General features: G+C 37.7%; 24 protein-coding genes. 7 read left to right on the top strand and 17 right to left on the bottom strand.

The genetic code is table 11. The annotated features are described in order from the left end of the window. Positions 1-11: 11 nt before the first annotated feature. Genes PI85_RS13265 through tatC form a run of 3 tightly spaced genes read left to right on the top strand, consistent with a single transcriptional unit; the run spans position 12 to position 2,813 of the window. Positions 12-1,724 carry a GMC family oxidoreductase gene (locus PI85_RS13265; RefSeq protein WP_036122207.1) on the top strand — a complete coding sequence of 571 codons (1,713 nt, stop codon included), beginning with the start codon at positions 12-14 and terminating at the stop codon, positions 1,722-1,724. A gap of 28 nt (positions 1,725-1,752) precedes the next feature. Then, complete coding sequence (gene tatA, locus PI85_RS13260; RefSeq protein ID WP_036122204.1) at positions 1,753-1,956, top strand: twin-arginine translocase TatA/TatE family subunit; 204 nt, start codon at positions 1,753-1,755, stop codon at positions 1,954-1,956. An 11-nt stretch (positions 1,957-1,967) separates the two neighbouring features. Further along, complete coding sequence (tatC, locus tag PI85_RS13255; RefSeq protein WP_036122201.1) at positions 1,968-2,813, top strand: twin-arginine translocase subunit TatC; 846 nt, start codon at positions 1,968-1,970, stop codon at positions 2,811-2,813. A 14-nt stretch (positions 2,814-2,827) separates the two neighbouring features. Here the strand turns inward: tatC and PI85_RS13250 are convergent, their stop codons facing one another. Beyond that, positions 2,828-3,643: a metallophosphoesterase gene (locus PI85_RS13250; RefSeq protein WP_036122198.1), complete on the bottom strand. Its 816-nt coding sequence runs from the start codon at positions 3,641-3,643 to the stop codon at positions 2,828-2,830. 278 nt (positions 3,644-3,921) lie between these two features. On the opposite strand from PI85_RS13250, the gene PI85_RS13245 reads away from it, so the two are divergent. Next, positions 3,922-6,945 carry an ATP-binding protein gene (locus PI85_RS13245; protein WP_036122194.1) on the top strand — a complete coding sequence of 1,008 codons (3,024 nt, stop codon included), beginning with the start codon at positions 3,922-3,924 and terminating at the stop codon, positions 6,943-6,945. A gap of 4 nt (positions 6,946-6,949) precedes the next feature. Next, positions 6,950-7,654, top strand: coding sequence for a DNA-binding response regulator (locus PI85_RS13240; protein ID WP_036122186.1), 705 nt, complete (start codon positions 6,950-6,952; stop codon positions 7,652-7,654). Between the two features lie 47 nt (positions 7,655-7,701). Here the strand turns inward: PI85_RS13240 and PI85_RS23605 are convergent, their stop codons facing one another. From PI85_RS23605 to PI85_RS13200, 8 genes are all read right to left on the bottom strand, one after another. Then, positions 7,702-11,811, bottom strand: a complete 4,110-nt coding sequence (locus tag PI85_RS23605) for an InlB B-repeat-containing protein (RefSeq protein WP_052323521.1) — start codon at positions 11,809-11,811, stop codon at positions 7,702-7,704. Positions 11,812-11,924: 113 nt separating this feature from the next. Next, positions 11,925-12,356 carry a phage tail protein gene (locus PI85_RS13230; protein WP_052323520.1) on the bottom strand — a complete coding sequence of 144 codons (432 nt, stop codon included), beginning with the start codon at positions 12,354-12,356 and terminating at the stop codon, positions 11,925-11,927. A gap of 13 nt (positions 12,357-12,369) precedes the next feature. Beyond that, a complete protein-coding gene (locus PI85_RS13225; RefSeq protein WP_036122184.1) occupies positions 12,370-12,870 on the bottom strand; it encodes a phage tail protein in 501 nt (166 codons plus the stop codon). Between the two features lie 15 nt (positions 12,871-12,885). Then, positions 12,886-13,398 (bottom strand): phage tail protein, encoded by a 513-nt coding sequence (locus tag PI85_RS13220; protein ID WP_036122181.1) that lies wholly within the window; start codon positions 13,396-13,398, stop codon positions 12,886-12,888. A gap of 20 nt (positions 13,399-13,418) precedes the next feature. Beyond that, positions 13,419-13,880, bottom strand: a complete 462-nt coding sequence (locus tag PI85_RS13215) for a GNAT family N-acetyltransferase (RefSeq protein WP_036122178.1) — start codon at positions 13,878-13,880, stop codon at positions 13,419-13,421. Positions 13,881-13,900: 20 nt separating this feature from the next. After that, the gene (locus PI85_RS13210) at positions 13,901-14,296 is read right to left on the bottom strand and encodes a hypothetical protein (protein WP_036122176.1); all 396 of its coding nucleotides are present in this window, start codon (positions 14,294-14,296) and stop codon (positions 13,901-13,903) included. 1 nt (position 14,297) lies between these two features. Further along, positions 14,298-15,437, bottom strand: coding sequence for a hypothetical protein (locus tag PI85_RS13205; RefSeq protein ID WP_144422602.1), 1,140 nt, complete (start codon positions 15,435-15,437; stop codon positions 14,298-14,300). A gap of 279 nt (positions 15,438-15,716) precedes the next feature. Beyond that, positions 15,717-16,763 carry a helix-turn-helix transcriptional regulator gene (locus PI85_RS13200; protein ID WP_036122171.1) on the bottom strand — a complete coding sequence of 349 codons (1,047 nt, stop codon included), beginning with the start codon at positions 16,761-16,763 and terminating at the stop codon, positions 15,717-15,719. A 96-nt stretch (positions 16,764-16,859) separates the two neighbouring features. On the opposite strand from PI85_RS13200, the gene PI85_RS13195 reads away from it, so the two are divergent. Beyond that, complete coding sequence (locus PI85_RS13195) at positions 16,860-17,561, top strand: class I SAM-dependent methyltransferase (protein ID WP_036122169.1); 702 nt, start codon at positions 16,860-16,862, stop codon at positions 17,559-17,561. After that, positions 17,558-18,622 (top strand): saccharopine dehydrogenase NADP-binding domain-containing protein, encoded by a 1,065-nt coding sequence (locus PI85_RS13190; RefSeq protein ID WP_036122167.1) that lies wholly within the window; start codon positions 17,558-17,560, stop codon positions 18,620-18,622. Before PI85_RS13195 ends, PI85_RS13190 begins: the two co-directional genes overlap by 4 nt. 81 nt (positions 18,623-18,703) lie before the next feature. Here PI85_RS13190 and PI85_RS13185 read toward each other — a convergent pair whose 3' ends face one another. The 8 genes from PI85_RS13185 to PI85_RS13150 all read right to left on the bottom strand — a co-directional run bounded on the left by PI85_RS13185 (position 18,704) and on the right by PI85_RS13150 (position 24,334). Continuing rightward, positions 18,704-19,426, bottom strand: coding sequence for an amino acid ABC transporter ATP-binding protein (locus PI85_RS13185; RefSeq protein WP_036122163.1), 723 nt, complete (start codon positions 19,424-19,426; stop codon positions 18,704-18,706). Further along, a complete protein-coding gene (locus PI85_RS13180) occupies positions 19,419-20,078 on the bottom strand; it encodes an amino acid ABC transporter permease (protein ID WP_031418079.1) in 660 nt (219 codons plus the stop codon). The genes PI85_RS13185 and PI85_RS13180 overlap by 8 nt, the downstream gene beginning before the upstream one ends. Positions 20,079-20,293: 215 nt before the next feature. After that, positions 20,294-21,082, bottom strand: a complete 789-nt coding sequence (locus PI85_RS13175) for a transporter substrate-binding domain-containing protein (RefSeq protein ID WP_036122162.1) — start codon at positions 21,080-21,082, stop codon at positions 20,294-20,296. A 312-nt stretch (positions 21,083-21,394) separates the two neighbouring features. After that, positions 21,395-21,754: a Na+/H+ antiporter subunit G gene (locus tag PI85_RS13170; RefSeq protein WP_036122161.1), complete on the bottom strand. Its 360-nt coding sequence runs from the start codon at positions 21,752-21,754 to the stop codon at positions 21,395-21,397. Next, a complete protein-coding gene (locus tag PI85_RS13165; RefSeq protein ID WP_025116881.1) occupies positions 21,732-22,016 on the bottom strand; it encodes a Na(+)/H(+) antiporter subunit F1 in 285 nt (94 codons plus the stop codon). The genes PI85_RS13170 and PI85_RS13165 overlap by 23 nt, the downstream gene beginning before the upstream one ends. Next, positions 22,016-22,498: a Na+/H+ antiporter subunit E gene (locus PI85_RS13160; protein WP_012292439.1), complete on the bottom strand. Its 483-nt coding sequence runs from the start codon at positions 22,496-22,498 to the stop codon at positions 22,016-22,018. Before PI85_RS13160 ends, PI85_RS13165 begins: the two co-directional genes overlap by 1 nt. After that, positions 22,498-24,003: a Na+/H+ antiporter subunit D gene (locus PI85_RS13155; protein WP_036122160.1), complete on the bottom strand. Its 1,506-nt coding sequence runs from the start codon at positions 24,001-24,003 to the stop codon at positions 22,498-22,500. The genes PI85_RS13160 and PI85_RS13155 overlap by 1 nt, the downstream gene beginning before the upstream one ends. Further along, positions 23,996-24,334 (bottom strand): Na(+)/H(+) antiporter subunit C, encoded by a 339-nt coding sequence (locus PI85_RS13150; RefSeq protein WP_036122159.1) that lies wholly within the window; start codon positions 24,332-24,334, stop codon positions 23,996-23,998. The genes PI85_RS13155 and PI85_RS13150 overlap by 8 nt, the downstream gene beginning before the upstream one ends. Between the last annotated feature and the right edge of the window lie 2 nt (positions 24,335-24,336).

Genomic DNA, 24,336 nt, shown 5'->3' with positions numbered 1-24,336 from the left:
GGGGTTAAAACATGGCCAAAACATTACCAAGTGTAGACGTTGTAACAGTTGGTGTAGGGTGGACAGGTGGTATCGTTGCTGCTGAATGTGCAAAAGCCGGTTTAAAGGTAGTTGGTTTAGAGCGAGGGCAAAAGCGTGGTACTGAAGATTATTTAAACGTTCATGATGAATACCGTTATGCCATTCGTTATGATTTAATGCAAAATCTATCCAAAGAAACGGTTACTTTTCGCAATGATCGTAATATGAAGGCATTACCGATGCGCCAGTTAGGTTCCTTCTTACTCGGAGAGGGGCTAGGAGGGTCAGGAACACATTGGAACGGAATGACGTATCGTTTTTTACCCTATGATTTCCAAATAAAAACGCTAACCGATAAACGTTATGGTCCAAACAAACTTGGGCCAGATTATCTCATTCAGGATTGGGGTTTAACATACGATCAACTTGAGCCTTATATGGACAAGTTTGAAAAAACAGCTGGTATTTCTGGAGATGATAAAAATACATTTAGCGGAAAACGTTCAAACCCTTATCCAACAGGACCTATGAAGAAAACGCCGATGCTTATGCAATTTGAAAAGGCGGCACAGGACTTAAAGCTAACACCTTATATGGTGCCATCAGCAAACGTCTCTGAGGTTTATAAAAACCCAGATGGTGAAACCATTAATGCTTGCCAATATTGTGGCTTCTGCGAACGTTTTGGTTGTGAATATGGCGCAAAATCCTCTGCAGAAATTACAGTTGTCCCTACTGCATTAAAAACAGGCAATTTTGATTTACGCTACAATTCCAATGTTGTTGAAATTTTAAAACAAGGCAATAAGGTTACGGGTGTAAGATATATCGATACCGTATCAGGAGAAGAATTTATTCAGCCTGCCAGCGCTGTCGTTTTAACGAGTTACGTCTTTAACAATGCCAAGCTATTAATGGTCTCTGACATAGGCGAAAGATATGATCCTACTACTGGTAAAGGGACACTTGGACGAAATTATTGCTATCAAATATTACCTGGGGCTGCTGGTTTCTTTGACGAACAATATAACACATTTATGGGGGCAGGCTCTTTAGGCATGTGTGTAGACGACTATAATGGCGACAATTTTGACCATAGTGAATTAGATTTTATTCATGGTGGAAACATCGCTCTTACACAAACAGGGACCCGACCAATTGGGTCAAATCCAACCCCTCCTGATACACCTACTTGGGGACCAGAATTTAAAAAGCAATCTATTCATTACTATACACGTTCATTCGGGATTGGTGCGCAAGGCGCATCCATGCCACATAAGCAAAATTATTTAACATTAGATCCAACCTACAAGGATGCATATGGGCTTCCATTAATGCAACTAACGTACAACTTTACGGATCAGGATCGTGCGCTTCATAAATTTATTTCTGCGCGTGCAGCAGACCTTATGAAGCAAATGGGTGCAAAAACAATCGTCCCAAATGCTGAAATTACCGATTATAATATCGTGCCTTACCAAACAACACATAACACAGGTGGGACTGTAATGAGTTTAACGCCAGAGCAAGGTGTCGTGAATAATTACTTGCAGCACTGGGATGTTGATAATCTCTTTGCTGTAAGCGCTGGAAACTTTGCACATAATAGCGGCTACAATCCAACTGGAACGTTGGGAGCACTAGCCTACCGTTGTGCAGAAGGTGTCATAAAGTATAGTCAATCAGGTGGCTCTTTAGTATAAAAAAATCATTCTAAAGGAGGCAAGACTTATGGGAGGTCTAGGAGCAATTGGTGTACCTGGGTTAATTATTATTTTAGTTATTGTATTAATTGTATTTGGCCCAAAAAAATTACCAGAAATCGGTGGAGCAGTTGGTAAAACGTTTGCAGAATTTAAAAAGTCCACTAAGGGACTTATAGACGATGATGATGATTCGGTGAAAAAGGTCGAAAAAAAATCTGATGCTTCGTAGGAGGGTTTCCTATGGATCCTTATGAGGATGGAAAAAGAAAGTTTTTAAGCCCTCTTGATAAACCACAAGCTGAGCCTCCGTTACCTATGGAGGCTTTAGTTGAAATACAAGCGGTAAAAATGGAAGAGCAGCATATAGCAGATGAACCTCTTATACCAGTTAACTCGTTATTGGAACATCTTTCAGAACTACGTAAACAAATAATAAAAGGGCTTACAGTTTTTGTCCTATTTTTTATTGTTGTTTTTTCTACTATTAATATTTGGTTCCCCTTTGTAACTCGTGGTCATTCTCTCATTATTTTAGGGCCACTTGAGGTCGTTAAATTTTATATGACCATTTCAACTACAATATCATTTGGTCTTGCTATGCCATTTCTTGTTCATTTTATGTGGAGTTTTGTAAAACCAGGGCTAAAAGAAGCGGAAAGTCGATTTTTAGGACTTTATGCACCCGTTATGCTGGCACTGTTCTTATTGGGAATCGCTTTTGGCTATTTTGTTGTAAACCCTCTAAGCTATTCATTTTTAGTCGGCATAGGTGCTACCAATTTTGATGTCATGGTATCCGCTAGTGAATATATGCATTTTTTAATTATGACTACAGTACCACTTGGACTATTATTCGAATTACCCATCGTTGCCTTGTTTTTATCGGCTATTGGGGTACTGACTGCTGAATCCATGAAAAAAATACGAGGCTGGTCATATATCGGAATGGGTGTAGGCTCCGCTGTCATAACACCGCCCGATTTTATTAGTCAACTCCTCGTATTAATACCTATGATTATTTTGTATGAAATAAGTATCTATCTTGTCAAACGCATAGAACGAAAACAAATTGAAAGCACTGCGTAAATTTTACGCAGTGCTTATTTTTTCTTTAAATCCATGACAATAATTTCTGGTAGATTAAAAATGCGGTATGGTACCGAGCTATTGCCCAGACCACGACTAACCACCATCTTAGTCGTTCCTTCATCATAGACACCAGCCGTATATTTTGGAAATAGCCCCTGTCCAGGTGCAACAAGTCCTCCAAGACCAGGAATACGAACTTGCCCACCATGTGCATGCCCAGAAAATACTAAGTCTATGCCATCATTTACATACGTATTAAACACTTCAGGTCGATGTGCCAGTAACATCTTAAACATATCATCTGGTAAATAAGCTGTAGCCAACTCCAACATTTCTTCTGTTGATCTACCCATTAACGGATCTTCAATTCCAACAATCGCCAAGCGCTCCCCGTCGCGCTCTAACACGGTCGATTCATTGGCCATTATATGTACTCCTAACGATGATAGCGCCTCATAAATTTCACTTACCTTATTCGTCGCCACTTCATGGTTTCCTAGTACATAATAAACATCCGTTATTTCAACTAGTCCCTTCACTGCCTGTAGACTTTGTTTTAAATCATAGCGATTGCTATCAATCACATCACCTGTGATAAAAATATAGTCAGGATTTGTTTCCTTAACTTTAGCAATCAGTTTTTGCTGATTGTTACCAAAGAGGGCATCATGTAAATCCGATACTTGTACAATGCGTAGCCCATCAAAGCTGGCAGGTACCTTTTCTGATTCGAATACATGCTTACTAACGACTAGCCAGTGATTGTTTACGTACAAAAAAATGACTATAAAAACAACGAAAAAAACACCATATAATAATTTTTTCAATCGCAATCGCTCACTTTGCGGCTACTTTTTTTCAGAAAAAAATTCTGACTTCCCTATTATAAGCAAAAAACAAATTGATTGTAAGTATATGCACTTTAATTACATAAAATGCACAAAATTCAACTATACCCCTCCCCCCTTTATAGGAAATCATGCGCATTTAATCTATTCGTAGTCAGCTTTCACATGATATAATATGGGTATAATTTCATAATTATGTACATTCAAAAATTTCAACTATCTGTACCTTCCAATTTGACAAGAATGAGAGAACAAAGATGAGAAAGCTATTACTTATTTTTATTGTTATTAGTATTGTAGTGATTGGGTTAACAACTCAATTACTTAATAATGAAAGCCCAAATGCGCCTAAAGCTGTTGCAGGAGTAATCGATCTTAGGCAGTATGACTTGCACGAAAACACTGTAAGTTTGGATGGAGAATGGGATTTCATTCCTGATAAATTATTGAATTATTCAGAATTTGACTCCTACCATTCTTATTTAGTCAATGTCCCTTCACTATGGTCTAGGTATAAGCTGGATGATCAAACTTTCACTTCACTTGGTAGCGGTACCTATCGTTTAAAAGTTCTTATTAATCATACGGATGCTATATTAGGCATAAAAACAGGTAATATTCGAATGTCGAATGCCATTTACATAAATGAAAAACGTATTGGACAAAGTGGAGAACCTGCTGAGAATTCGACATATGTACAACAAAATGTACCGTATGTTGCTTATTTTTCGCCTGACAAGGATGAACTTGAAATCATCATTCATGTCGCTAACTTTGATTATGCATCCGGCGGAGGAATTATTGGTTCCATTTTTATCGGGGATCAAGAGAGTATTGGTAAGTTAAGAGAAAGTTCGCTTTTCTACGATTTAATTACCATTGCTGCCTTTTTTACTATGTTTATTTATTTTGCTGGTTCCTACTTATATGCCAAGCTTGAAATTGAGCAGCTTTATTTTTCTTTATTCTGCTTTATGGTTGGTTTATACAGTATATCTCATGGAGAAAAAGTATTAATGGAATTACTCCCTATCACCTATGAATCCCTGATTCGAGTCCAAATCATTTCAAGTATCGGCTCAGGTATCTTCATGCTGCTGTATTTTTACCATGCCCTCCAGCAAATTGCCTATAAAAAGTTCGTGAAAGTACTTTGTATGATTGGCATTGTCTTATCAGCTACGGTGATGCTCCCGATATCCATTAGCTCATACTTACAAGCCGTCTATTCTATTTATATTTTAATCAATATCTTTTATTTGCTTTATATTCAAACGATCGCAATCTTTAAACGTTTAGTAGGCGCTATTTATTTATGGATTAGTACTATGGCAATTCTTATCTATATGGTTGTAGCTACTTTAAATCTCAATATTAATTTAGAAATCTACTCTTTACCTCCTTTGCTTCCCTTTATTTGCTTAACGATGCTCTCTCTTTATATTTCGCATCGTTTTACAGATTCTTATTTGGAAAAAGGACGATTAACAAATGCTTTACTCCGCGTGGATAAATTAAAGGATGAATTTCTCGCAAAAACGTCACATGAGTTTCGCACGCCATTACACGGTGTAATTGCCATTTCTCAGTCCATGTTAGAGCCCCCTGAGAGCTCAACACTAACGATGGAACAAAAGGAAAAAATATCACTTATATTTAATATTACCGAAAAGTTATCACATCTTGTTAATGACATAGTAGATTTTTCAAAGTTAAAAGAGGGTGAGCTAAAATTACGCCTGGCTAATGTAGACCTTTATTCTGTCACCCATGTGATCGTTGAAATATTGTCGTACATCGGCAATAAGGACGTCAAGATTTACAATTACATTGAACGAGGAAAATTTATTGTTGCAGACGAGGATAGACTGCGACAAATTCTTTATAACATTATTGAAAATGCTGTTAAATATACTAGGCATGGAAAAGTGGAGATATCCTGCTATGAAGAGCAGGGGTTCCTTACTATTGAAGTAAGTGACACTGGTCGAGGCATTGCCCCAGAGCATTTAGAGTCGATCTTTGAGCCATTCCGACAGTTAGAGGATGCAAGTAAAGGGGCCGGACTTGGTCTAAATGTCACAAAAGAACTTGTCAATTTGCATGGCGGGGAAATCACCGTCCATTCAGTGGTCGATCAAGGAACGACTTTCTGTGTCAAACTACCAGTGGAGCCAATTAAGCAAGATCAACAAGAAAAGCAACAGCAAAATAAAATTATATTAACAAAAGACTATTTACCAATAACATTCCCCTATTTTAAGGAAAGGAAATCGGGTAAGAAAATATTGATTGCGGATGATGATCATATTAATCTCAAAGTACTAATCGATATTCTTGCAAAGGAGAACTACGCTATCATTGCTGTTGATGATAGTCGGCAAGTTTTTGAACAATTAACTTTGCATCCAGATATAGACTTATTAATTTTAGATATTATGATGCCCAACCTTTCTGGATATGAGGTTTGCCAACAAATTAGAAAAAACTATTCTTCGGCGGAATTACCCATTCTAATGCTTACTGCAGCCATTAGACCAGAGGATTTACTAGCAGCATTCCAATCTGGAGCAAATGATTTTCTCCATAAACCATTAGATACTGCTGAATTGAAGACTAGAGTGCGAAATCTTATTTTATTAAAGGAATCAGCGGAAACTGCCATTAAAATGGAAACAGCATTTTTGCAGGCACAAATAAAACCACATTTTATTTATAACGTTTTAAATTCAATTTTATCGCTAAGCTATTTAGACTTGGATAAGGCCCGTATTATGATAACTGATTTTGCTACGTTCTTAAGAAGTAGCCTTGCTTTTGAGAATACCAATAGCCTTATTCCTCTCGAACAGGAGCTCCTGCTAATTCAAGCTTACGTCAATATTCACCAGACGAGATATCCTGATCAACTTGAATGGGAAATTCAGATGGAGGAGCCATTACGTATACTGATTCCCCCTCTGCTACTTCAACCGTTAGTAGAAAACGCTCTTTTTCACGGTTTAAAAAACAAGCGAGCAAATGGAAAAGTAATAATGACTATTAAGAAAGATCAACAAATGATTGATATTCAAATTGAGGATAACGGTAACGGAATGACACAAGATTTAGTTGAAAAAATTTTATCGGAGGAGCCCTCCGTTCACCAGAGCGTCGGAATCCGCAATATTACCAAACGTCTAAGAAAATATGAAAATACCACTTTCCATATCGAAAGTATTGTCAATAAAGGAACGACTGTAAAATTAAGATTCCCACTATTTTTGGATGAAAAGAGGTGAAAGAATGTTAAAAGCAATCATTGTAGACGATGAAATATTAGCAATCAATTTATTAGAAGCTATGTTAAAGGACAATGGAGCGATTGATGTGATTGGAAAATTTCTCAATCCTTTAGAAGCTATCGCAAACATTCCTACGCTCAAACCCGATATTCTTTTTCTAGATATTGAAATGGCTGAGATGAGTGGTATTGATTTGGCTAGTAAGATAGAAGAATTAACGCATGTTTTGGACATCGTGTTTGTGACTGCCTACGAGCATTATGCGATTGAGGCGTTTTCTGTTCAAGCTATTGACTATATTTTAAAGCCTATTGAAAAAGACCGTTTAATGAAAACAATAGAAAGGATCTCTATACGAAGGGGGAAAATTCAGCAACTATCAGATGGAAGTATACGAAATGAAGATGTTCAAGTCATCGAAAATTTTCACTTCCACCTACACTCAGGAAAGATGTACATCGATGGAATGGCTTTAACCTTATCCACTAAAGAGTTTCATATTCTATACTTTCTAGCACAGCGACCAGGGCAAATTTTCCATCCATCTGACCTGTATAAGCTCATTTGGGCAGAAGATAGTTTAGGACAAACACAGGCATTAAAAGTTCACATAAGCAATTTACGAAAAAAGCTAGAGTCCATCCCTGGCCATCAAGCTAACATTGTAACGGTAAGAGGTTCTGGTTATCAATTCCTCTTTACATAAAGACAAAAAGGCACGACGATTAGTTAATAAAATCGTCGTGCCACGTTTTATCTTTTTGCCGCTTCTTGAATCTCATTAAATGCCCAATGATTACTTGGGACATCTTTAAATATTGGAATTTGATTTTCCGTTGTTACTTGACGTTCAAATAAGTGATTAAGTATCTTCACTGCTTGTGCCCGTGTTAAATAACCCTCGGGGTCAAATGTGTCTGCCGTTGTACCAGTCATAATACCCCTCTCATTAACAGTATGAATGGCTTCAACAGCCCAATGGTTATTACTAACATCTGTGAAAACGTTACTTTGTGAGGTTGGTTTACAAAAATCTGCGTTTGGATTGTTTACACAATGCTTTTCTATCCAACGAGCCGCTACTACAGCCATTTGGGCACGTGAAATAAAACCATTTGGTTGAAAGCTTGCCTCCGTAACACCGTTAAATAAACCTGTATGTTTCACAAATTCAATTGCATCTTTGGCATCATGCTGAACAATATCTGTAAATGTTGCCTTCGACGTAGGAATTTCATTAACTGTTAATTGTCTAGCAAACATACTTGCCATTTGGGCGCGTGTTACAAAAGCATTCGGTCTGAATGTCCCATCTGCATTGCCACGAATATAGGCTATATGTGTTGTTGGTTCCATCACATTTTCAGGCAAATAGAGCATAGAGAAGGTAGAGAATTTCTGAACTTCAAATTGCAAACCTTGTATATCTTTTTGATAATCTACCACTTCCCCACGCACTAACTCTTTTGTGCCATCGCTATGCTCGATAAAAATAGCTAAATGATCAAGTTGTTCTTGAGTGATATTTTTTGGTAATGGCAGTGTTAAAGTAACAGGACGATTTTGCATATTCGTTTCAATGGTCATCGGACGACCAATTAAATGCACTTTGTCACCTTGTATGGAATTCTTAATTATATCTGCTTCTACTATTCTTTCTTCCACTCGGTGTTGCAGTTCCGATGACTTAATAGGAACTAAGCGGAAGTATAAATCATCGTAAAAGTTCAATAAATTTGGGATAGAAATCACCACATTGACAGTAGCCATTTCTAACTTTATGTTTCCAGAACTTAATTGCGCTATTGAAGATTTGGGAATCTCAATGACAATTTCACTAACTTTATCATTTGTATCAGGAATAATAATCCGAGCAATATCATTACGCAATTGTTTCGCTTTTTCTATTGTTTCTTTAGCAATATCCTCTGACATGGAAACATGATCCTTTATAACTCCATCTGGCATCGTTGTACGAGTAATCGGTGTTTTAGATAAATTTATCCCATCTTCTCCTTCAACCTCTACAACAATACGTTCTGTGTTTGTTGTAGGTGTAGAGCTACCACTAGTACTACTACTATTATTGCTGGTAGGTGGTGATACATTACTGATCCACTTGGCGTAAATAGTCATGTTTCTTGTAATAAAACTACTTTCGAAGTCAAATAGTTTTTCCAGTGTATTGCTTGAGTACCAACCTCCAAATGTGTAGTCTGCTTTCGTTGGCACTGACGTTGGTTTATTTGCTTTTCCTCCATGGGCTACGGATTGATGGGATACCGTACTTCCTCCATCCGTGTTAAAACTCACGGTATACGTCTGTGCTTTCCACTTAGCGTAAATTGTCGTGTTTTCTGTAATAACATTAGTAAAATCATAGGCTTGTGTATGACCAGCATCTTTATACCAGCCTCCAAATGTGTAGCCTGCTTTTGTCGGTGCTGGGGTTGGCGCACTCGCTTTTTCACCATAGGCTACGGATTGGTCGGATACTGCACTTCCTCCATCCGTGTTAAAACTCACGGTATACGTCTGTGCTTTCCACTTGGCGTATATTGTCGTGTTTTCTGAGATGACATTAGTAAAATCATAGACTTGTGTATGACTAGCATCTTTATACCAGCCTTCAAATGTGTAACCCGCTTTCGTTGGCTCTACCTGCGGCATCGTTGCCTTTCCACCGTGGGCTACGGATTGATGGGATATGGCATTTCCTCCATCCACTTCAAAGCTAACCGTATAATTCAGTGGTTTCCACTTCGCATAAATTGTCGTATTGGCTGCAATTTCTTTGTTGAAATCATAGATATCTGTATGAGTTACGTCTGTATACCAACCTTCAAATGTGTAGCCTGCTTTTGTTGGTGCTGGGGTTGGGGCACTCGCTTTTTCACCATAGGCTACGGATTGGTCGGATACTGCACTTCCTCCATCCGTGTTAAAACTCACGGTATACGTCTGTGCTTTCCACTTGGCGTATATTGTCGTGTTTTCTGTGATGACATTAGTAAAATCATAGACTTGTGTATGACCAGCATCTTTATACCAGCCTCCAAATGTGTAACCTGCTTTTGTCGGTGCTGGGGTTGGCGCACTCGCTTTTCCACCATAGGCTACGGATTGGTCGGATACTGCACTTCCCCCATCCGTATTAAAACTCACGGTATACGTCTGTGCATTCCACTTGGCGTAAATTGTCGTAGCCTCAGTGATAACACTAGTAAAATCATAGGCTTGTGTGCGACCAACATCTGTATACCAGCCTCCAAATGTGTAGCCTGCTTTTGTTGGTACTGGAGTTGGTTCACTTGCCTTTTCTCCATGGGCTACGGATTGATTGGATACTGTACTTCCTCCATCCACTTCAAAACTAACCGTATATTTCAGTGGTTCCCACTTCGCATAAATTGTCGTATTGGCTGTAATTTCTTTGTTGAAATCATAGATATCTGTATGAGTTACGTCTGTATACCAACCTTCAAATGTGTAGCCTACTTTTGCTGGGGTTGGGGCACTCGCTTTTTCACCATGTGCTACGGTTTGATTGGCTATTGCACTTCCTCCGTCCACTTCAAAACTCACGGTATGCATCTGCGCATTCCATTTAGCGTAAATTGTTATGTTACCACTGATGTTACTATTAAAATCATAGACTTGTGTATGACCAGCATCTGTATACCAGCCTCCAAATGTATAGCCTGCTTTTGTTGGCTCTACCTGCGGCATCGTTGCTTTTCCACCGTGCGCAACGGATTGATTGGCTATTGCACTTCCTCCGTCCACTTCAAAACTAACGGTATACATCTGTGCATTCCACTTGGCGTAAATTGTCGTAGCCTTAGTGATAACACTATTAAAATCATAGGCTTGTGTGCGACCAGCGTCTTTATACCAGCCTCCAAATGTATAGCCTGCTTTCGTCGGGTCTATCTCTGGCATCATTGCCTTTCCACCGTGCGCTACGGATTGATTGGATACTGCACTTCCTCCGTCCACTTCAAAACTCACGGTATGCATCTGCACATTCCACTTGGCGTAAATTGTCGTAGCCTCAGTGATAACACTATTAAAATCATAGGTCTGTGTATAACCAGCATCTGTATACCAGCCTTCAAACGTATAGCCTGCTTTCGTTGGCTCTACCTGCGGCATCGTTGCCATACCGCCATTAATAACCGATTGACTTGGTACCGCACTTCCTCCATCTGTTTCAAAACTGACTGTATGTTTCACTTGAGGTGAGGTATTAAAATCAACTAATGAAATGCTTCCAAAAACAGCATAGTCATCTTTCATATTAGGTGAGGAAAGAATTAGTGTAATAATATTATTACTACCAATATCATTAATATTTTGTTCGGTGAGTAAATCACCGATAGGTAATAAAATAGGGAAATCGAAATTATTAAAACTATAAGCTGGTTTTGAAAAAGCCTTCTCAATCCCTACATTACTTGGTAAGGTAGATAGAGGATATGTACTTCCGTCAGTAACTATCCAATCGTCCGAGCTACCAATATTAATTGTTAAAGATGTTATATCTCCATCACCATCGGAAAATTGCAATGGCGTTAGGCTTAACTTTGCATTGGAGTAATCATAGTTAGCTGGTAAGTTAAATTTTAGATATGCAGTGTATATCATATCACCTGAATCCCAGCCACCAACCCCAGCCACTTCACCTAGCATAATATCAACTATATTTGGTGTAACTTGAGAAACAGTTCCCGTTACAATCTCATTAGGTTCAATAGTTGTAGTTGCTGCCCTCGCTACTTGTAATTCTAAAAACGGTTGTACAATTATGAGCAACATTGCAATCAACATAAGTACAACATATACTTGTTGACGTTTTTTCATTTACATCACTCCCCATTCACTGGGTATTCACCATACAAACAAATAATAAAGTTTAATGCTACATAAGGCTGCATGTTATTATGCGGCAAATTCCCACCGGTTGTACCAATCGCTTACTGATGAATATTTACTTTTGTATTTGCTGTAAATTCTTTATATATTTTTTTGGGATTAAATCCTCCTATAGCACTCCAAACAGCACCTTCTGGACTACTATCTCCACCAGTTGTTTTCGAGCTTCCTTGTAATACATGTTTATGGACAGGAAGCTGCTCATTACTTAATGTCACATTTTCTACCCCTACATCTTTGGCAAATTCTCTTGTTGTAAGTCCTGTGCCAGTTCCGTAGTGCATGGGCGCTTTACCTCTTAAATCTGGTAACTTAAAATCTGTTTTCCCATCCCCACCAAATCTATTACCAATAACCGAATATAACACGGCATGCTGCTGAATAAGTAATGTACTACCATCACAAAAAGCCCAATCTCTTGGTGCATAATTTCCAGCAAATATTCGAATCTCTCCTGTATAGGCATCTGCCATTTTTTGTCCCTCCTTAGCTTCTAGGTGGAAAAATCCCATTTATTGCAATACAAAACGATACTACTAGATATGGTTGCATATTATTATGTGCCTGATTTTGTCCTGTAACTGTCATCGCCGTTGAACTCATTTGAGTATTTACATTACTAGAAAACATAGGATTTCCATCAAATTTTCCCCATACGTTATTCATTGGGGATGGTTTATTTGTTACGCCTTCATCAGCATAAACTTCATGCGTGTGAGTAGGCATTTCATTTATTGTCAATGTATGGGTTGCCTCACCGCCTATGGAACCATAGGTAATTTGATCACTTTTATGAAGTGGTACTCTTCCTTGCAAATCAGGTAACGCAAAAGTCGTTTTACCATCTCCCCCATAGCGGTTTCCTATTAAAGAATAAAGTGCTGTATGCTGTCTTATTTGTAATAGTCGGCCATCACACGGTAACCAATTTTGAGGTATTTTTTCGAAACTAAATAGCCGTACTTCTCCTAAGAACGGTTCTGCCAATATACTCTCCCCCTTTTAAGTAAAATCAGGGTAAAGACCCTGCGTTGCAATAATAAAATTAATGGCCAATGAAGGCATCATATTCTCATGAGGTTGATTGCCACCCACAGACGTCACTAAATCTGCATTCATCTGCACAATATCACTAGCTACATTTGTTTGATAATTCTTTAAATCAGCTTTTCCCCACACATTATTAGCTGGAGAGCTTGCTGTAGTATCCATTTTTTCTTTATTTGCTGAAACTATATGAGTATGGGCTGGTAAATTCGTTTCTGTTAGTGTTACTTTTTCCGTTCCGCCATTACTCGCGATAGGATATTGCGAGCTTAAATGAATAGGGATTCTTCCACGTAAGTCTGGTAAAGCAAAATTTGTTATTCCATCCCCACCATATTTATTTCCTATTAATGAATAAAGAGCCTGATACTGATTAATCAATAACAGTTGTCCATTACAAAGAGCCCAACCTATTGGAGCAAACTTACCACTAAACATACGAATCTCACCTAGATACGCCTCTGACATGCCAACACTCTCCTTTTCTTTTATTTCCATAGCATTTTCATATAAATCTCATCTTCTTGAATAACTTGAAATCCTAGTTTTTCATAAAGGTCTCTTGCAGAATTAATTTTAAGAACCTGTAATACAACTGCTTTGCGTTGTTCCTTCGCCTTTTTCTGAAGCTGAACAATCAGAAGTGTTCCTATGCCTCTCCCTTGGTAATTTGGCAATAAAGCTATATCTATAAGATGATGGTATTCAGGTTGCTCTTCCGTGAGAAACCTGCCAACGCCCTCAGCATCTACGACAATTTTCCAATGACTCGCTCTTGGGAATTGCTGATTGTAGGAAGCTTGCTGTGCACGCCATTGCATATCTAAAAAAAGTATCTTTTGTTCAGACGACCATCCCCATGAATCTATTTCTTCATTTCTTGTAGAGGCATAGATTTCATAGAGAAGTGCTTCATCTTCCTTTGCTATAGATTTAAGCTCTATTTTCATGATGTTTGTTCCACTTTCTTCTAAACATTCTTATTAGTCACAATGATAGATCTTACAAAGTTATGTCCTTTTTCAGGCAAGTCTTCCCAACTATCTACGTGCAATTGATGGTCAGCTAAACATTCAGATCGATTCTTACTTTTTTGAGGTACGTCCAGAAAAAGCGAGATGGTGCCATAGGATTTTTCACCCGGCTGTACCTTATCACGCCACGAACAAGAGCATTCATAGCCATTTGGACCAGTGGATGCTTTTATGCCCAATGCTTGTAATGTTGTATTTGGTGGGATACTAATCGGCTCCTTGTCCTCCTCATCTTGGGTGTTCCAGATTCCCCATTCCAACTGTGATTGAAACACTTCAAGCTCACGGTCTGTTGCATTTGTAATCATTAATGAAAATGTCCAAGTCGCCATTTTAATACGCTCCTCCTGTCGGTACTTTTTTCTTCGCGTTATCCATCACATCGTAAACATGCGTACGGTGTAAAACTGCATAGTCCCATTCAGATGCGCCAATGAGTGTTGTGATATTATTATTGTCTGTTCGGTAAAGAAGAACCATTTTACTAAAAATCCATGGCACAACGTCCATATCCTTATCAGAGGGAGCTTCAAAAACCCTTGTCTTTGAATTTTTCTCTGTTTGATGTTGCTCTTTTGTCACAGCGTTTAATATATTGAATTTCGCCTTTAATTCTGCCTGTAGTTCCTGTGCTACACTCGCTTTCACTACTTTTTCATCTGATACAGATACCTTCTCAGTAAATTTAAGGGCAGTTTCAATCGTACAAACCTTTTCCTCCACTGCCTTACTAGCAGTAGACAATCCATACTCATCTATGACAGTAATTTTTCCCTTTTTAGTAACAGTTTCAATTTTAGAAGCATCTCCTCTTAAGCAAGTTACCTCTACAGAAAAATACTGTTGTGCCTCTCGCTGCTTTAAATAAAGGCTATCAATTTCTACATCATTGACCCCGTCCCATAATTGTTTAGAAATGTTGAAGAGGGGCGTTCGAAATAATGGCATTTTTTCAAAATGAACACCACTTGGAATGGATTGGTTTAAATCAATTTCTCGAACATCTTCAATTTCGTTTAATGTTTTGATTTTGGACCAGTCCGTAAATAAATTATTTCTTATTTCTTTTTGTTTCAATTTATCCATTTTATTAGAGATCCGTATATTTCGAACAAAGTTATGACCATCGTGTGGAATGTCTTTCCACTCTGTTACTTCAAAATATCCATTTGCTAGACATCTAGCTTCATTTGGGTCATTATAGGGAACATTTACATAAAGACTTACTACCCCATATGGTGATTGTGTTGTATTATTTTGATCTTTCCAGGAGCAAGAAAATTCATAGCCATTTGGTCCAAATGCTGATTTGGCTCCAACAGCTTGAATCGTTTCACCTGCCTTAATCGTTTGAGGTTTTTTATCCTCTTCACCATCTGTATTCCAATAACCCCAGTGTAACTGCGATTCTACTAACTCTAAATCTCGGTCTGTGTCATTTGTAACATTTAAATAAAAAGTCCACGTCATCATTGCTTCCTCCTTTTAACTGAATTTTCGGAATACTTAAAACAGATGTATTCTATTTTCTATTTCTTACTACCTAAAACTGGTGTCGAGTATTGTATTTTTATTAGGACTCTCTTACTGGTTTTTATTATATTACAACTCACCTATTTTCTTCTACGAAATAATTCCATTTTTTAGGTTAATTTTTCTTAACCTTTCGACCTATAATTTTGTCAGAAAGCAAAAAAATCTGCTCATGCTCCCTTTTATGAACATAAACAGATTTACGTAAGGCTTATTTATTCAATTAAAACGAGTAAAGAGCTTCCATACTAATTCATTCCGATCGGCAACATCTACCTTTTGAAAAATTAGCTTTAAATGATCTTGAACAGTATAACTAGAAATCCCAAGGTTTTGTGCAATAATTTTTGTCGGTATCCCCTTCATTACTTCAACTACTACTTCCTTTTCTCTAGGTGTAAGATGATAGGCTTTCAGTAAATAGGCTAACATTGCTTTAGGAGATGCTTCATTTAGTAGTATAGCTATTTGCTGCTGTGAATCTGTTGTCATGAGAACTGATGCTTGGACTGTTACATAACCCGTGTTATTAATTGGAACTAATAACGAAGATTGGCTGTTCAATTTGTTAGCCTGTAGCTTTGCACAAAATGCCTGAATTGGTTTGGGTATTTGCCAATCAAGCAAGCCTTCATTGTTTCTTAAAAGTGTTAACAATTGAGCCGCCTTTGTATTGGTGGAAATAATACGATGCTCTTTATTCAAAATAATGATGCCACTCTGTTCCTCTTCGATAAAGAGTCGCTCTTCTATAATCGTATGGTAGAACCCCATTAATGCCTCAGCCATAACAGGCATGAGGATTTTCACTTGATTTACATCAGCATCTTGGAAATGAGGCTGTCCATTTTCTATCCTTTTAAACAGTGTTAAAAACCCATAGCATTGCCCCTGAAACATCATTGCAGCTCGAATTTCATCACTAAATCCATGGGGCTCTAACACCTCTCGATAACGTTTACTCTGACTACTCACATCGCTAAGTTTACCGATGAATTTGCCACTTTCTACAAGATATACATAGCTATTTATATCTTGTGAGTCGTATTCCAAAGACATTATATGCTGATGGATATCCTCTATTGATTGCTCTGTAACAGCTCCTATAGAAAAAAGGGTTTGAGTATCTGTCATGGTACAACAATATGCGTCAAAACTAATAAAATCACGCAATTCTTCTATCATCTTTTGTCGGTATTTAGCTGAATTCTGATTATCTTTTAAGTGGACTTCTGACCGTCTCTTCCAATAATGAATATCTTGCACAAAATTCCTCCCCCAGAATTATGGGATAGCACATTTTCCATAAGTATTTATAATTGAGAATAATTCTTAATTAAATTGTACAACAAGGAGGTAAAAATGAAAAATCCACAACATGACTGGCACAAACCTTATGTCTCTAACTACCAAAATACTATTCGACAAAAAATTAGTGGTTATGACCTTATCTATGACATGATGACCGATATTCTTCAAAGTTACCCGACTGATAACATGCTAATAGTTGGAGCCGGTGGCGGTCAGGAACTCTTTTCACTAGGGCAAGCTTTCCCATTCTCTCACTTTACAGCCATTGATACTTCTAAAATTATGCTACAGGCTGCCCGTAAACATATAGAGAAATTGGAACCCCCTCTTCATATTGACTGGTATGAAGAGGATTTACTTGCGTTAGTGTTTGACCATTCGTTTGAAGTGGCTTCCTGTCACTTAGTTTTACATTTTATTGAGGAACATGAGCAAAAAAAAGCTCTACTACAAAAATTGGCGGATAGCTTACAGGAGAGCGGAATTTTATTTATATCATCCATTAATGCAGACATGTCAGCCGTATCATTCCAACTCCAACTCAAGTATTGGCGAAGCTCTATGCTGCAAAATGATTTATCTGAGGAACACTGGCTACGCTTTGAGCAATCCTTTGGCTCCTCTACCTATCCAATTACACTTGAATTGCTAACGGACCTATTGCATGAAGTCGGTTTTTCAACGGTAATTCCATATTTTAAATCACATATGGTTGATGCCTTATTAGCCATTAAAGAAGAGGTAAACAAATGACAAGAGACAATATATTAATCGTGGGCGGATATGGTGAAGTTGGTCGTAAAATTGCAAAAATACTGCTTTCTAGCTACCCAAATAAGGTACGTATCGCCGGAAGGAATTTAGAAAAAGCCAGACAGTTTTGTGCACAGCATAATGGTCTCGTGGCACCTTTACAAATGGATGTATCTAAAACTGTACATCTACAGCAATTAGCCAATGTAGCCTTGGTCATTATGTGTTTGGAGCAACAAGATACTGCATTTGCAGAGCTCTGCTTGAAAGAAGGGATTAAGTATATTGATATTACTGCTAGCCATACCTTCCTCAAACAACTAAAAAATCTTCATTCGACAGCTTTAGAGTATCGTTCAACTGCCATATTCAGTGTCGGTATGGCTCCTGGACTAACTAATATAATGGCCATGCATACGACCAAGCCATTAACCACTATGGAGAAGCTCCATATTTCTATTTTACTTGGAGCAGGAGATACGCATGGCACTGCCGCTATTCTTTGGATTTTGCAACAATTAAATATTCCGTATTCCCATTACGAAAATCAGATTATTACTAATTTCACTAGTAAGAGATCTGTGCAATTTAGGGATATTGGAAAACGTAGTGTGTACCAATTCAACTTTTCAGATCAGCACACATTAGCTCATCATTTTCCTAGTGTTCCCATTGTGACGAGATTAGGCTTTGACGTAGAATCACTTAATTGGTTTGTCGCCTTTTTACAAAAAAGTCGTATTTCCTATTTATTAAAATTTAAAGGAATACAATCCATGCTTGCCTCCCTCGTTCAAAAAATAAAAATGGGTACAGATGTATGCTCCATACAAATTGAAGCTATTGGTAAGATACAACATAAAGAAGCGACTGTGACACTAGACTTTAAAGGTCGTGATGAATCACTTGTGACAGCAAAGGTTGCAGCTGCCATTGCTAGAGAACTTCTAGATAACAAATATCCAGCAGGGACTTATCATATTGAAGAATTATTTACATTGGAAGAATTACAAAACCAATTTGATGCATCTTCTTTCTCTCAACTAATTACATCACAATAGGGGCATAACCTTATATTTTACGTTCTGAATAAAAAACGCAGTAAGTTCCCCTCTCAAAGAGAACTTACTGCGTTTAATTATTTATAAAACTTTTTCTAAGAAATCCTTTGCTCGCTGTGTAGAAGGCGCTGTAAAAAACTGCTCGGGAGGAGCATCCTCAATGAGCTTTCCACCATCTAAGAAGAGTATACGATCAGCAACTTCACGTGCAAAGCCCATCTCATGTGTCACAATTAACATTGTCATACCACTGTCCGCTAGGTTTTTCATAACAGCCAATACTTCTTTAACCATTTCTGGATCAAGTGCTGACGTTGGTTCATCAAATAATATAACCTTTGGATCCATCGCAAGCGCTCGGGCAATGGCAACACGTTGTTTTTGTCCACCAGAGAGACGGTTTGGATACTCTTGGCGCTTTTCAAAGAGCCCTACTTTCTTAAGTAACTCTTCTGCATTTTTTATCGCAACCGCTTTATCCATTCCCTTTACATTAATTGGAGCGTACGTTAAATTTTCTAACACTGTTTTATGTGGGAAAAGATGAAAATGCTGAAATACCATCCCAACTTCTTCCCGTATTTTCATAATATTTGTCCCTTTATCTGTAAGAACATCCCCAGCAATCGTTACCTTTCCACTCGTAGGGATTTCTAATAAGTTTAGGCAACGAAGGAATGTTGATTTGCCAGATCCTGAAGGTCCGATAATAGCAATTACTTCTTTTTCTTTAACTTCGGTTGAAATACCTTTTAGTACTTCATTCTGACCATATGATTTGTGTAGATCTTCAATTTTAATCACTTTTTCTCATTCCCTTCTCGATTCGTTTACCAAGGAACGTTAAAACAAGTGTCATGAGGTAATAGATAATACCGGCAAATAGTAAAGGCTCAAGATATCGATATGTCGAACCACCGACGATATAAGCACGACGCATTATATCAAGGGCACTAATTACTGTGACAACTGCTGTTTCTTTATTTAGTGTAATAAATTCATTAACTAGAGAGGGCAAAATATTTTTTACTGCCTGCGGGATAATTATATCCTTCATCATCTTTGCATATGGAATGCCAAGAGCTTGTGCGGCCTCCATTTGCCCTTTATCCACTGCATTAATACCTGCACGAATAATTTCCGAAATATAAGCACCTGAATTTAAACCAAATGCAATAATGGCCGTTGGAATAGGCTCGATTTGAATATCTAATAATTGTGGTACTGCATAATAAATAATTAATAATTGTAATACTAGTGGTGTTCCACGGAAAATTGACGTATAAAAGTCAGCAAACCAGCGTAAAACTTTTACCTTTCCAATTTTACATAAGGCTAGTAATATACCGACGATAAACCCAATGATGGATGCACCAATTGCAATTTGAAGTGTAACACCTATCCCTTTTAAAATATAAGGAATAGAGGGAACGATAGCTGTAAAATCTAAATTCACAGCGCTCCCTCCTTTCTTTTTCATCTTGATTCAGCAATTCTTTTTTTCACTGAAAGCGAAACAACCAATACAGAAGCTTCTGGCGGATGTCACAGATATGGGAGTGGACCTTTTCTAGCACACTCGAAAAATTTAGACGTAATCATTCCGAAGCACATTAGATTGAACTGAAAAGTATAAGCGATAGCCCAACTAAGAGCTATCGCATGCATGTATTATTCAACTTTTTCTAACCATTTTTCTTCTAGCTCTTGGATTTTTCCTTCTTCAGCTAGTTCTTTTAATGCCTTGTTAATTTTGTCTTTTAAATCACTGCCTTTTGGCACAGCAATTGCTTTGAAATCCTCGGGCTGTTCTTCTACAGGGAAGGAAGCTAATTGATCATTTGTTTTTAAATACCCCTTCGCAACGCCACCCTCTAAAATGCCTGCGTCTAAGCGCTTAGACATCATATCTTGAATAATTTCAGGAATTCGTGTACGTCCTTCAACTGAAACATCCACTTTTTTAGCAATTTCATTACCTAAATTTTCTTGAATAGAGGCTGTTTGCACACCAACTTTTTTACCAGCTAAATCAGCTTCCTTTTTAATACCGCTATCCTTTTTAACAATGATTACTTGCTCTGTTTCATTGTATTGATCAGAAAAATCTACTACCTTTTCACGTTCAGGGTTTGGTGTCATACCAGAAATGACTACATCAATTTTTCCTGCTTGTAACGCTGGTACAAGACTGTTGAAGTCCATATCTTGCACTTGCATGTCCACACCTATTTTTTCCCCAACCAATTTAATTAAATCAATATCAAATCCAATAATTTCTTCACCTTTTGCAGCGTCAACATATTCAAATGGCGCATAGTCTGCTGAAGTACCAACTTTTAATACTTGTTTGTCTGTACTACCATCAGCATTATTATTTGCATTATCCTCTTTAGCGCCACAAGCTGTTAGTACGCCAATAGCTAGGACAAGAATTATCATAAAAAACTTATTCTTCATCTTTAAGCATCTCCTTTTATTTATAATGTATTGTGTATGAGAATACATTTCTCAAAAATAGTCGACTGGATATTTATTCATGTTTGAGAATAAAAAAACTATCTGCTAATTAAGATATACTCTTTTGAAATAATAATCAAGATAAACTAGATAATTTTTAGCGAATTATTATATGCGAAATTTTCAGATAAGTCAATTTATTTTTTTCAAGTTGTCTTTCCTTACTATTTTCCGAAAGCTTAATAATTATCCCTTCATTTTTAGCAAAATTTCCGCGGAAATAAAAAAGACCCCCATTTGGAGGTCTCTTGCTTATTTGTCTTCTGTAAATAATTTATCTTTTAATTCGTCCTCGCCAGAGCCTTCCGCTAATGGAACATGAGAACGATAAGCCGCACGACAGATTAAATGTCCGGCAACTGGAGCTGTAACAAAGACGAATAGAATACCTAAAATTAATCGGACACTGACATAACCATCGTGCACCCAAAAGTATATAAATGCACCTAATAAGCAAGTTAACACGGATAATGTGGAGCTTTTCGTAGCAGCATGTGATCGCGTATAGACATCTGGTAAACGGATCATGCCAAATGCACTAATAACACTTACAATCGAACCGATTAGAATGAGGATGACTGCCGCCCATTCAATCATTTGATTTACGTTCAACAATCACACCTCTTTCAATATATTTTGTAAAGGCAATGGTCCCAATAAACGCTAAAATACCTAATATAAGAATGGCTTCTAAATAAGCCTTTGTTTTTAATATAATCGAAACAATCGCAATAGCGGATAAAAGATTTACACCAATTGTATCGAGAGCAATGGCTCGGTCAGGCATAGATGGGCCTCGGATAACCCGATACAACGACAGCGCGATGGAAATACTAAAGAAGGCGAGAGCCAGAAGTAAAATATTCTCTATCATTAACGCGTCACCTCCATTATTGCTTGTTCAAACTTTCCTATAGAGCGAATAACAGCATCCTTAGACTGCTCAATGTCCATTGCATGAATATAAAAGACATCGCCCTCTTCAGAAACTTCCATGACGACAGAGCCAGGTGTTAATGTTAGCAATAATGCTAGCGCCGTAATTTCCCAATCACCCTTGAGTGCAGTTTTATAAGTAAAAATACCTGGCGTAATGTTTAGCTTTGGTGTAGTAATTTGCTTTAATACACTATAGCTTGATAAAAATAGCTCCCAATTAAATAGCCATAATAACTTGATAATCGAAAAGACTCGTCGCAAGTAAAATTGGGTCCCATAAAAGCGGTGCATCGCATATAATATGCCCATTCCTACGATAAACCCCATTAAAAACGTTGAAAATTGTGGTGTCACTTCATCTTGCAAGAGTAACCAAAGTGCTGCGATAAATAAATTTAAAATAAACTGCATCGCCATTATTTATTCACCTCACCTTGCCATTGTTCACCATCTAGAACAGCGTCTATATAGATAGATGGTGTATATAACGTTTCTGCTGCATCGGTGACAAAGGGAGCCAATTTCTCCGCTCCTATTCCTAAACTAATTGTACAAGCAGCCAATAAAGTTAACGGCAGTATTACACGTTTGGGTAAAGGCTTTTCATCCTCTAAACTAATAATGGTCTCGCCAAAAAAGGAGGAAAGAAATATCCGCAGTAATGAATACAAAACAATTAAACTAGAGAAAAACCCTAGACCTAATAGAACAAAATTGCCGCCCTCTATCGCACCTTGTCCAATTAATACCTTCCCTAAAAAGCCACTCAATGGCGGGATACCCGCTAATGAACACATGGCTACAAAGAATAGCCATCCAAAGAACGGATAGTTGCGAATAAGCCCACTCATTTTATCTATGACTGTTTCCCCAGTTACATAAATCATCATGCCGACAGCTAAAAATAACATAGCCTTTGCCACCATATCATGCATTAAATAATAGACAACGCCCTGTAAGGCAGACTCTGTACCAATCGCTAGACCAGCCACTATAAACCCAACACCAATCAATACATTATAAGAAGCGATTGTTCTAACATCACGCCCTGAAAGAGCACCAATACAGCCAGCTATAATTGTAATACCTGCCATGATGCCAAGTGCCGTATGCGTGACTTCAGTATTATTTGGGAAAAGCAATGTAAAGGTTCTTACGAGTGCATAAATCCCAACCTTTGTTAATAGTGCAGCGAATAAAGCGGCAATGGCAGTGGGAGGTACACTATAAGAGCCAGGCAGCCAGAAGAATAGTAGCAGCCCCGCCTTTAAGCTAAAGACCATTAAGAAAATGAGTGCCACTGTTGTAATAAGTGGATTAGCACCGGCTTCCATCACACGCATAGAAATATGGGCCATATTTAATGTACCGACTGTTCCATAAAGAAAGGCCAATGCGACTAAGAAAATCCAAGATGCGACAATATTAATCAGCACGTATTTCAATGCTTCACGCAGCTGAATCTTTTCCCCACCTATGCTAATAAGTGCATATGAAGCCAGCAACATCACCTCAAAACATACAAATAAGTTAAAGATATCACCTGTCAAAAATGAACCATTAACACCAGCTACCATTAGTAAGGTAAACGGATAAAAATACATTTTTTCATACCTTAACTCCATTGTGAATATTGCATAGAGCATACAAATAACTGCTACAAGATTTGCTATTAACACGAGCAGCGTTGCGAAGGAATCTGCCACAAATGAGATACCAAATGGAGGTGCCCAACCACTAAAGTCAATGCGCAATATCCCTTGTTCTTGAATTTCTACTAATAAAATCACGCTAATAATAACGATAAAGCTTAATGTCAGTAAACTAATAATCCTTTGTAAAACGACATGCTCTTTTAAAAACACCAGTAAAATAGCTGTAATTACCGGTACTATTAATGGTAAAACAATCATATTACTCATCCGGCGTACCCCTCAATTCATCAAAATTCCCTGAACCATTTGTTTTGTACGCTCGATAGCCTAAAACGAGAACAAACGCAGTCACAGCAAAACTAATAACAATAGCTGTTAGAATTAGGGCCTGTGGCAATGCATCTGTATAAGGACCCTCTGATTCGCCTAATAATGGTACATCCCCCTTTTTAAGACCTCCCATTGTTAGAATCAGCAAGTGGGCAGCATGTGATAAAACAGCAGTGCCTAAAATAACACGTAATAACTGTTTAGAGAGGATTAAGTACGTCGCAACAGCTACTAATATACCTACTAAAATAAGTATTAAAGATTCCATCG

Origin of the sequence: Lysinibacillus sp. A1 (assembly GCF_000801965.1) — a bacterium.
Taxonomy (GTDB): Bacteria; Bacillota; Bacilli; order Bacillales_A; family Planococcaceae; genus Lysinibacillus; species Lysinibacillus fusiformis.
Note: the sequence above shows the minus strand (reverse complement) of the source record. Positions and strands in the feature narration are given on the sequence as shown.

Excerpts from the sequence above, each read along its gene's own strand:
- PI85_RS13265 (WP_036122207.1), top strand. The coding sequence starts at position 12 with ATGGCCAAAACATTACCAAGTGTAGACGTTGTAACAGTTGGTGTAGGG.
- PI85_RS13195 (WP_036122169.1), top strand. The coding sequence starts at position 16,860 with ATGAAAAATCCACAACATGACTGGCACAAACCTTATGTCTCTAACTAC.
- tatA (WP_036122204.1), top strand. The coding sequence starts at position 1,753 with ATGGGAGGTCTAGGAGCAATTGGTGTACCTGGGTTAATTATTATTTTA.
- PI85_RS13220 (WP_036122181.1), bottom strand. The coding sequence starts at position 13,398 with ATGTCAGAGGCGTATCTAGGTGAGATTCGTATGTTTAGTGGTAAGTTT.
- PI85_RS13160 (WP_012292439.1), bottom strand. The coding sequence starts at position 22,498 with ATGGCGATGCAGTTTATTTTAAATTTATTTATCGCAGCACTTTGGTTA.
- PI85_RS13240 (WP_036122186.1), top strand. The coding sequence starts at position 6,950 with ATGTTAAAAGCAATCATTGTAGACGATGAAATATTAGCAATCAATTTA.
- PI85_RS13175 (WP_036122162.1), bottom strand. The coding sequence starts at position 21,082 with ATGAAGAATAAGTTTTTTATGATAATTCTTGTCCTAGCTATTGGCGTA.
- PI85_RS13210 (WP_036122176.1), bottom strand. The coding sequence starts at position 14,296 with ATGGCGACTTGGACATTTTCATTAATGATTACAAATGCAACAGACCGT.
- PI85_RS13150 (WP_036122159.1), bottom strand. The coding sequence starts at position 24,334 with ATGGAATCTTTAATACTTATTTTAGTAGGTATATTAGTAGCTGTTGCG.
- PI85_RS13190 (WP_036122167.1), top strand. The coding sequence starts at position 17,558 with ATGACAAGAGACAATATATTAATCGTGGGCGGATATGGTGAAGTTGGT.
- PI85_RS13230 (WP_052323520.1), bottom strand. The coding sequence starts at position 12,356 with ATGGCAGATGCCTATACAGGAGAGATTCGAATATTTGCTGGAAATTAT.
- PI85_RS13155 (WP_036122160.1), bottom strand. The coding sequence starts at position 24,003 with ATGAGTAATATGATTGTTTTACCATTAATAGTACCGGTAATTACAGCT.
- PI85_RS13205 (WP_144422602.1), bottom strand. The coding sequence starts at position 15,437 with ATGATGACGTGGACTTTTTATTTAAATGTTACAAATGACACAGACCGA.
- PI85_RS13245 (WP_036122194.1), top strand. The coding sequence starts at position 3,922 with ATGAGAAAGCTATTACTTATTTTTATTGTTATTAGTATTGTAGTGATT.
- PI85_RS23605 (WP_052323521.1), bottom strand. The coding sequence starts at position 11,811 with ATGAAAAAACGTCAACAAGTATATGTTGTACTTATGTTGATTGCAATG.
- PI85_RS13165 (WP_025116881.1), bottom strand. The coding sequence starts at position 22,016 with ATGATAGAGAATATTTTACTTCTGGCTCTCGCCTTCTTTAGTATTTCC.
- PI85_RS13215 (WP_036122178.1), bottom strand. The coding sequence starts at position 13,880 with ATGAAAATAGAGCTTAAATCTATAGCAAAGGAAGATGAAGCACTTCTC.
- tatC (WP_036122201.1), top strand. The coding sequence starts at position 1,968 with ATGGATCCTTATGAGGATGGAAAAAGAAAGTTTTTAAGCCCTCTTGAT.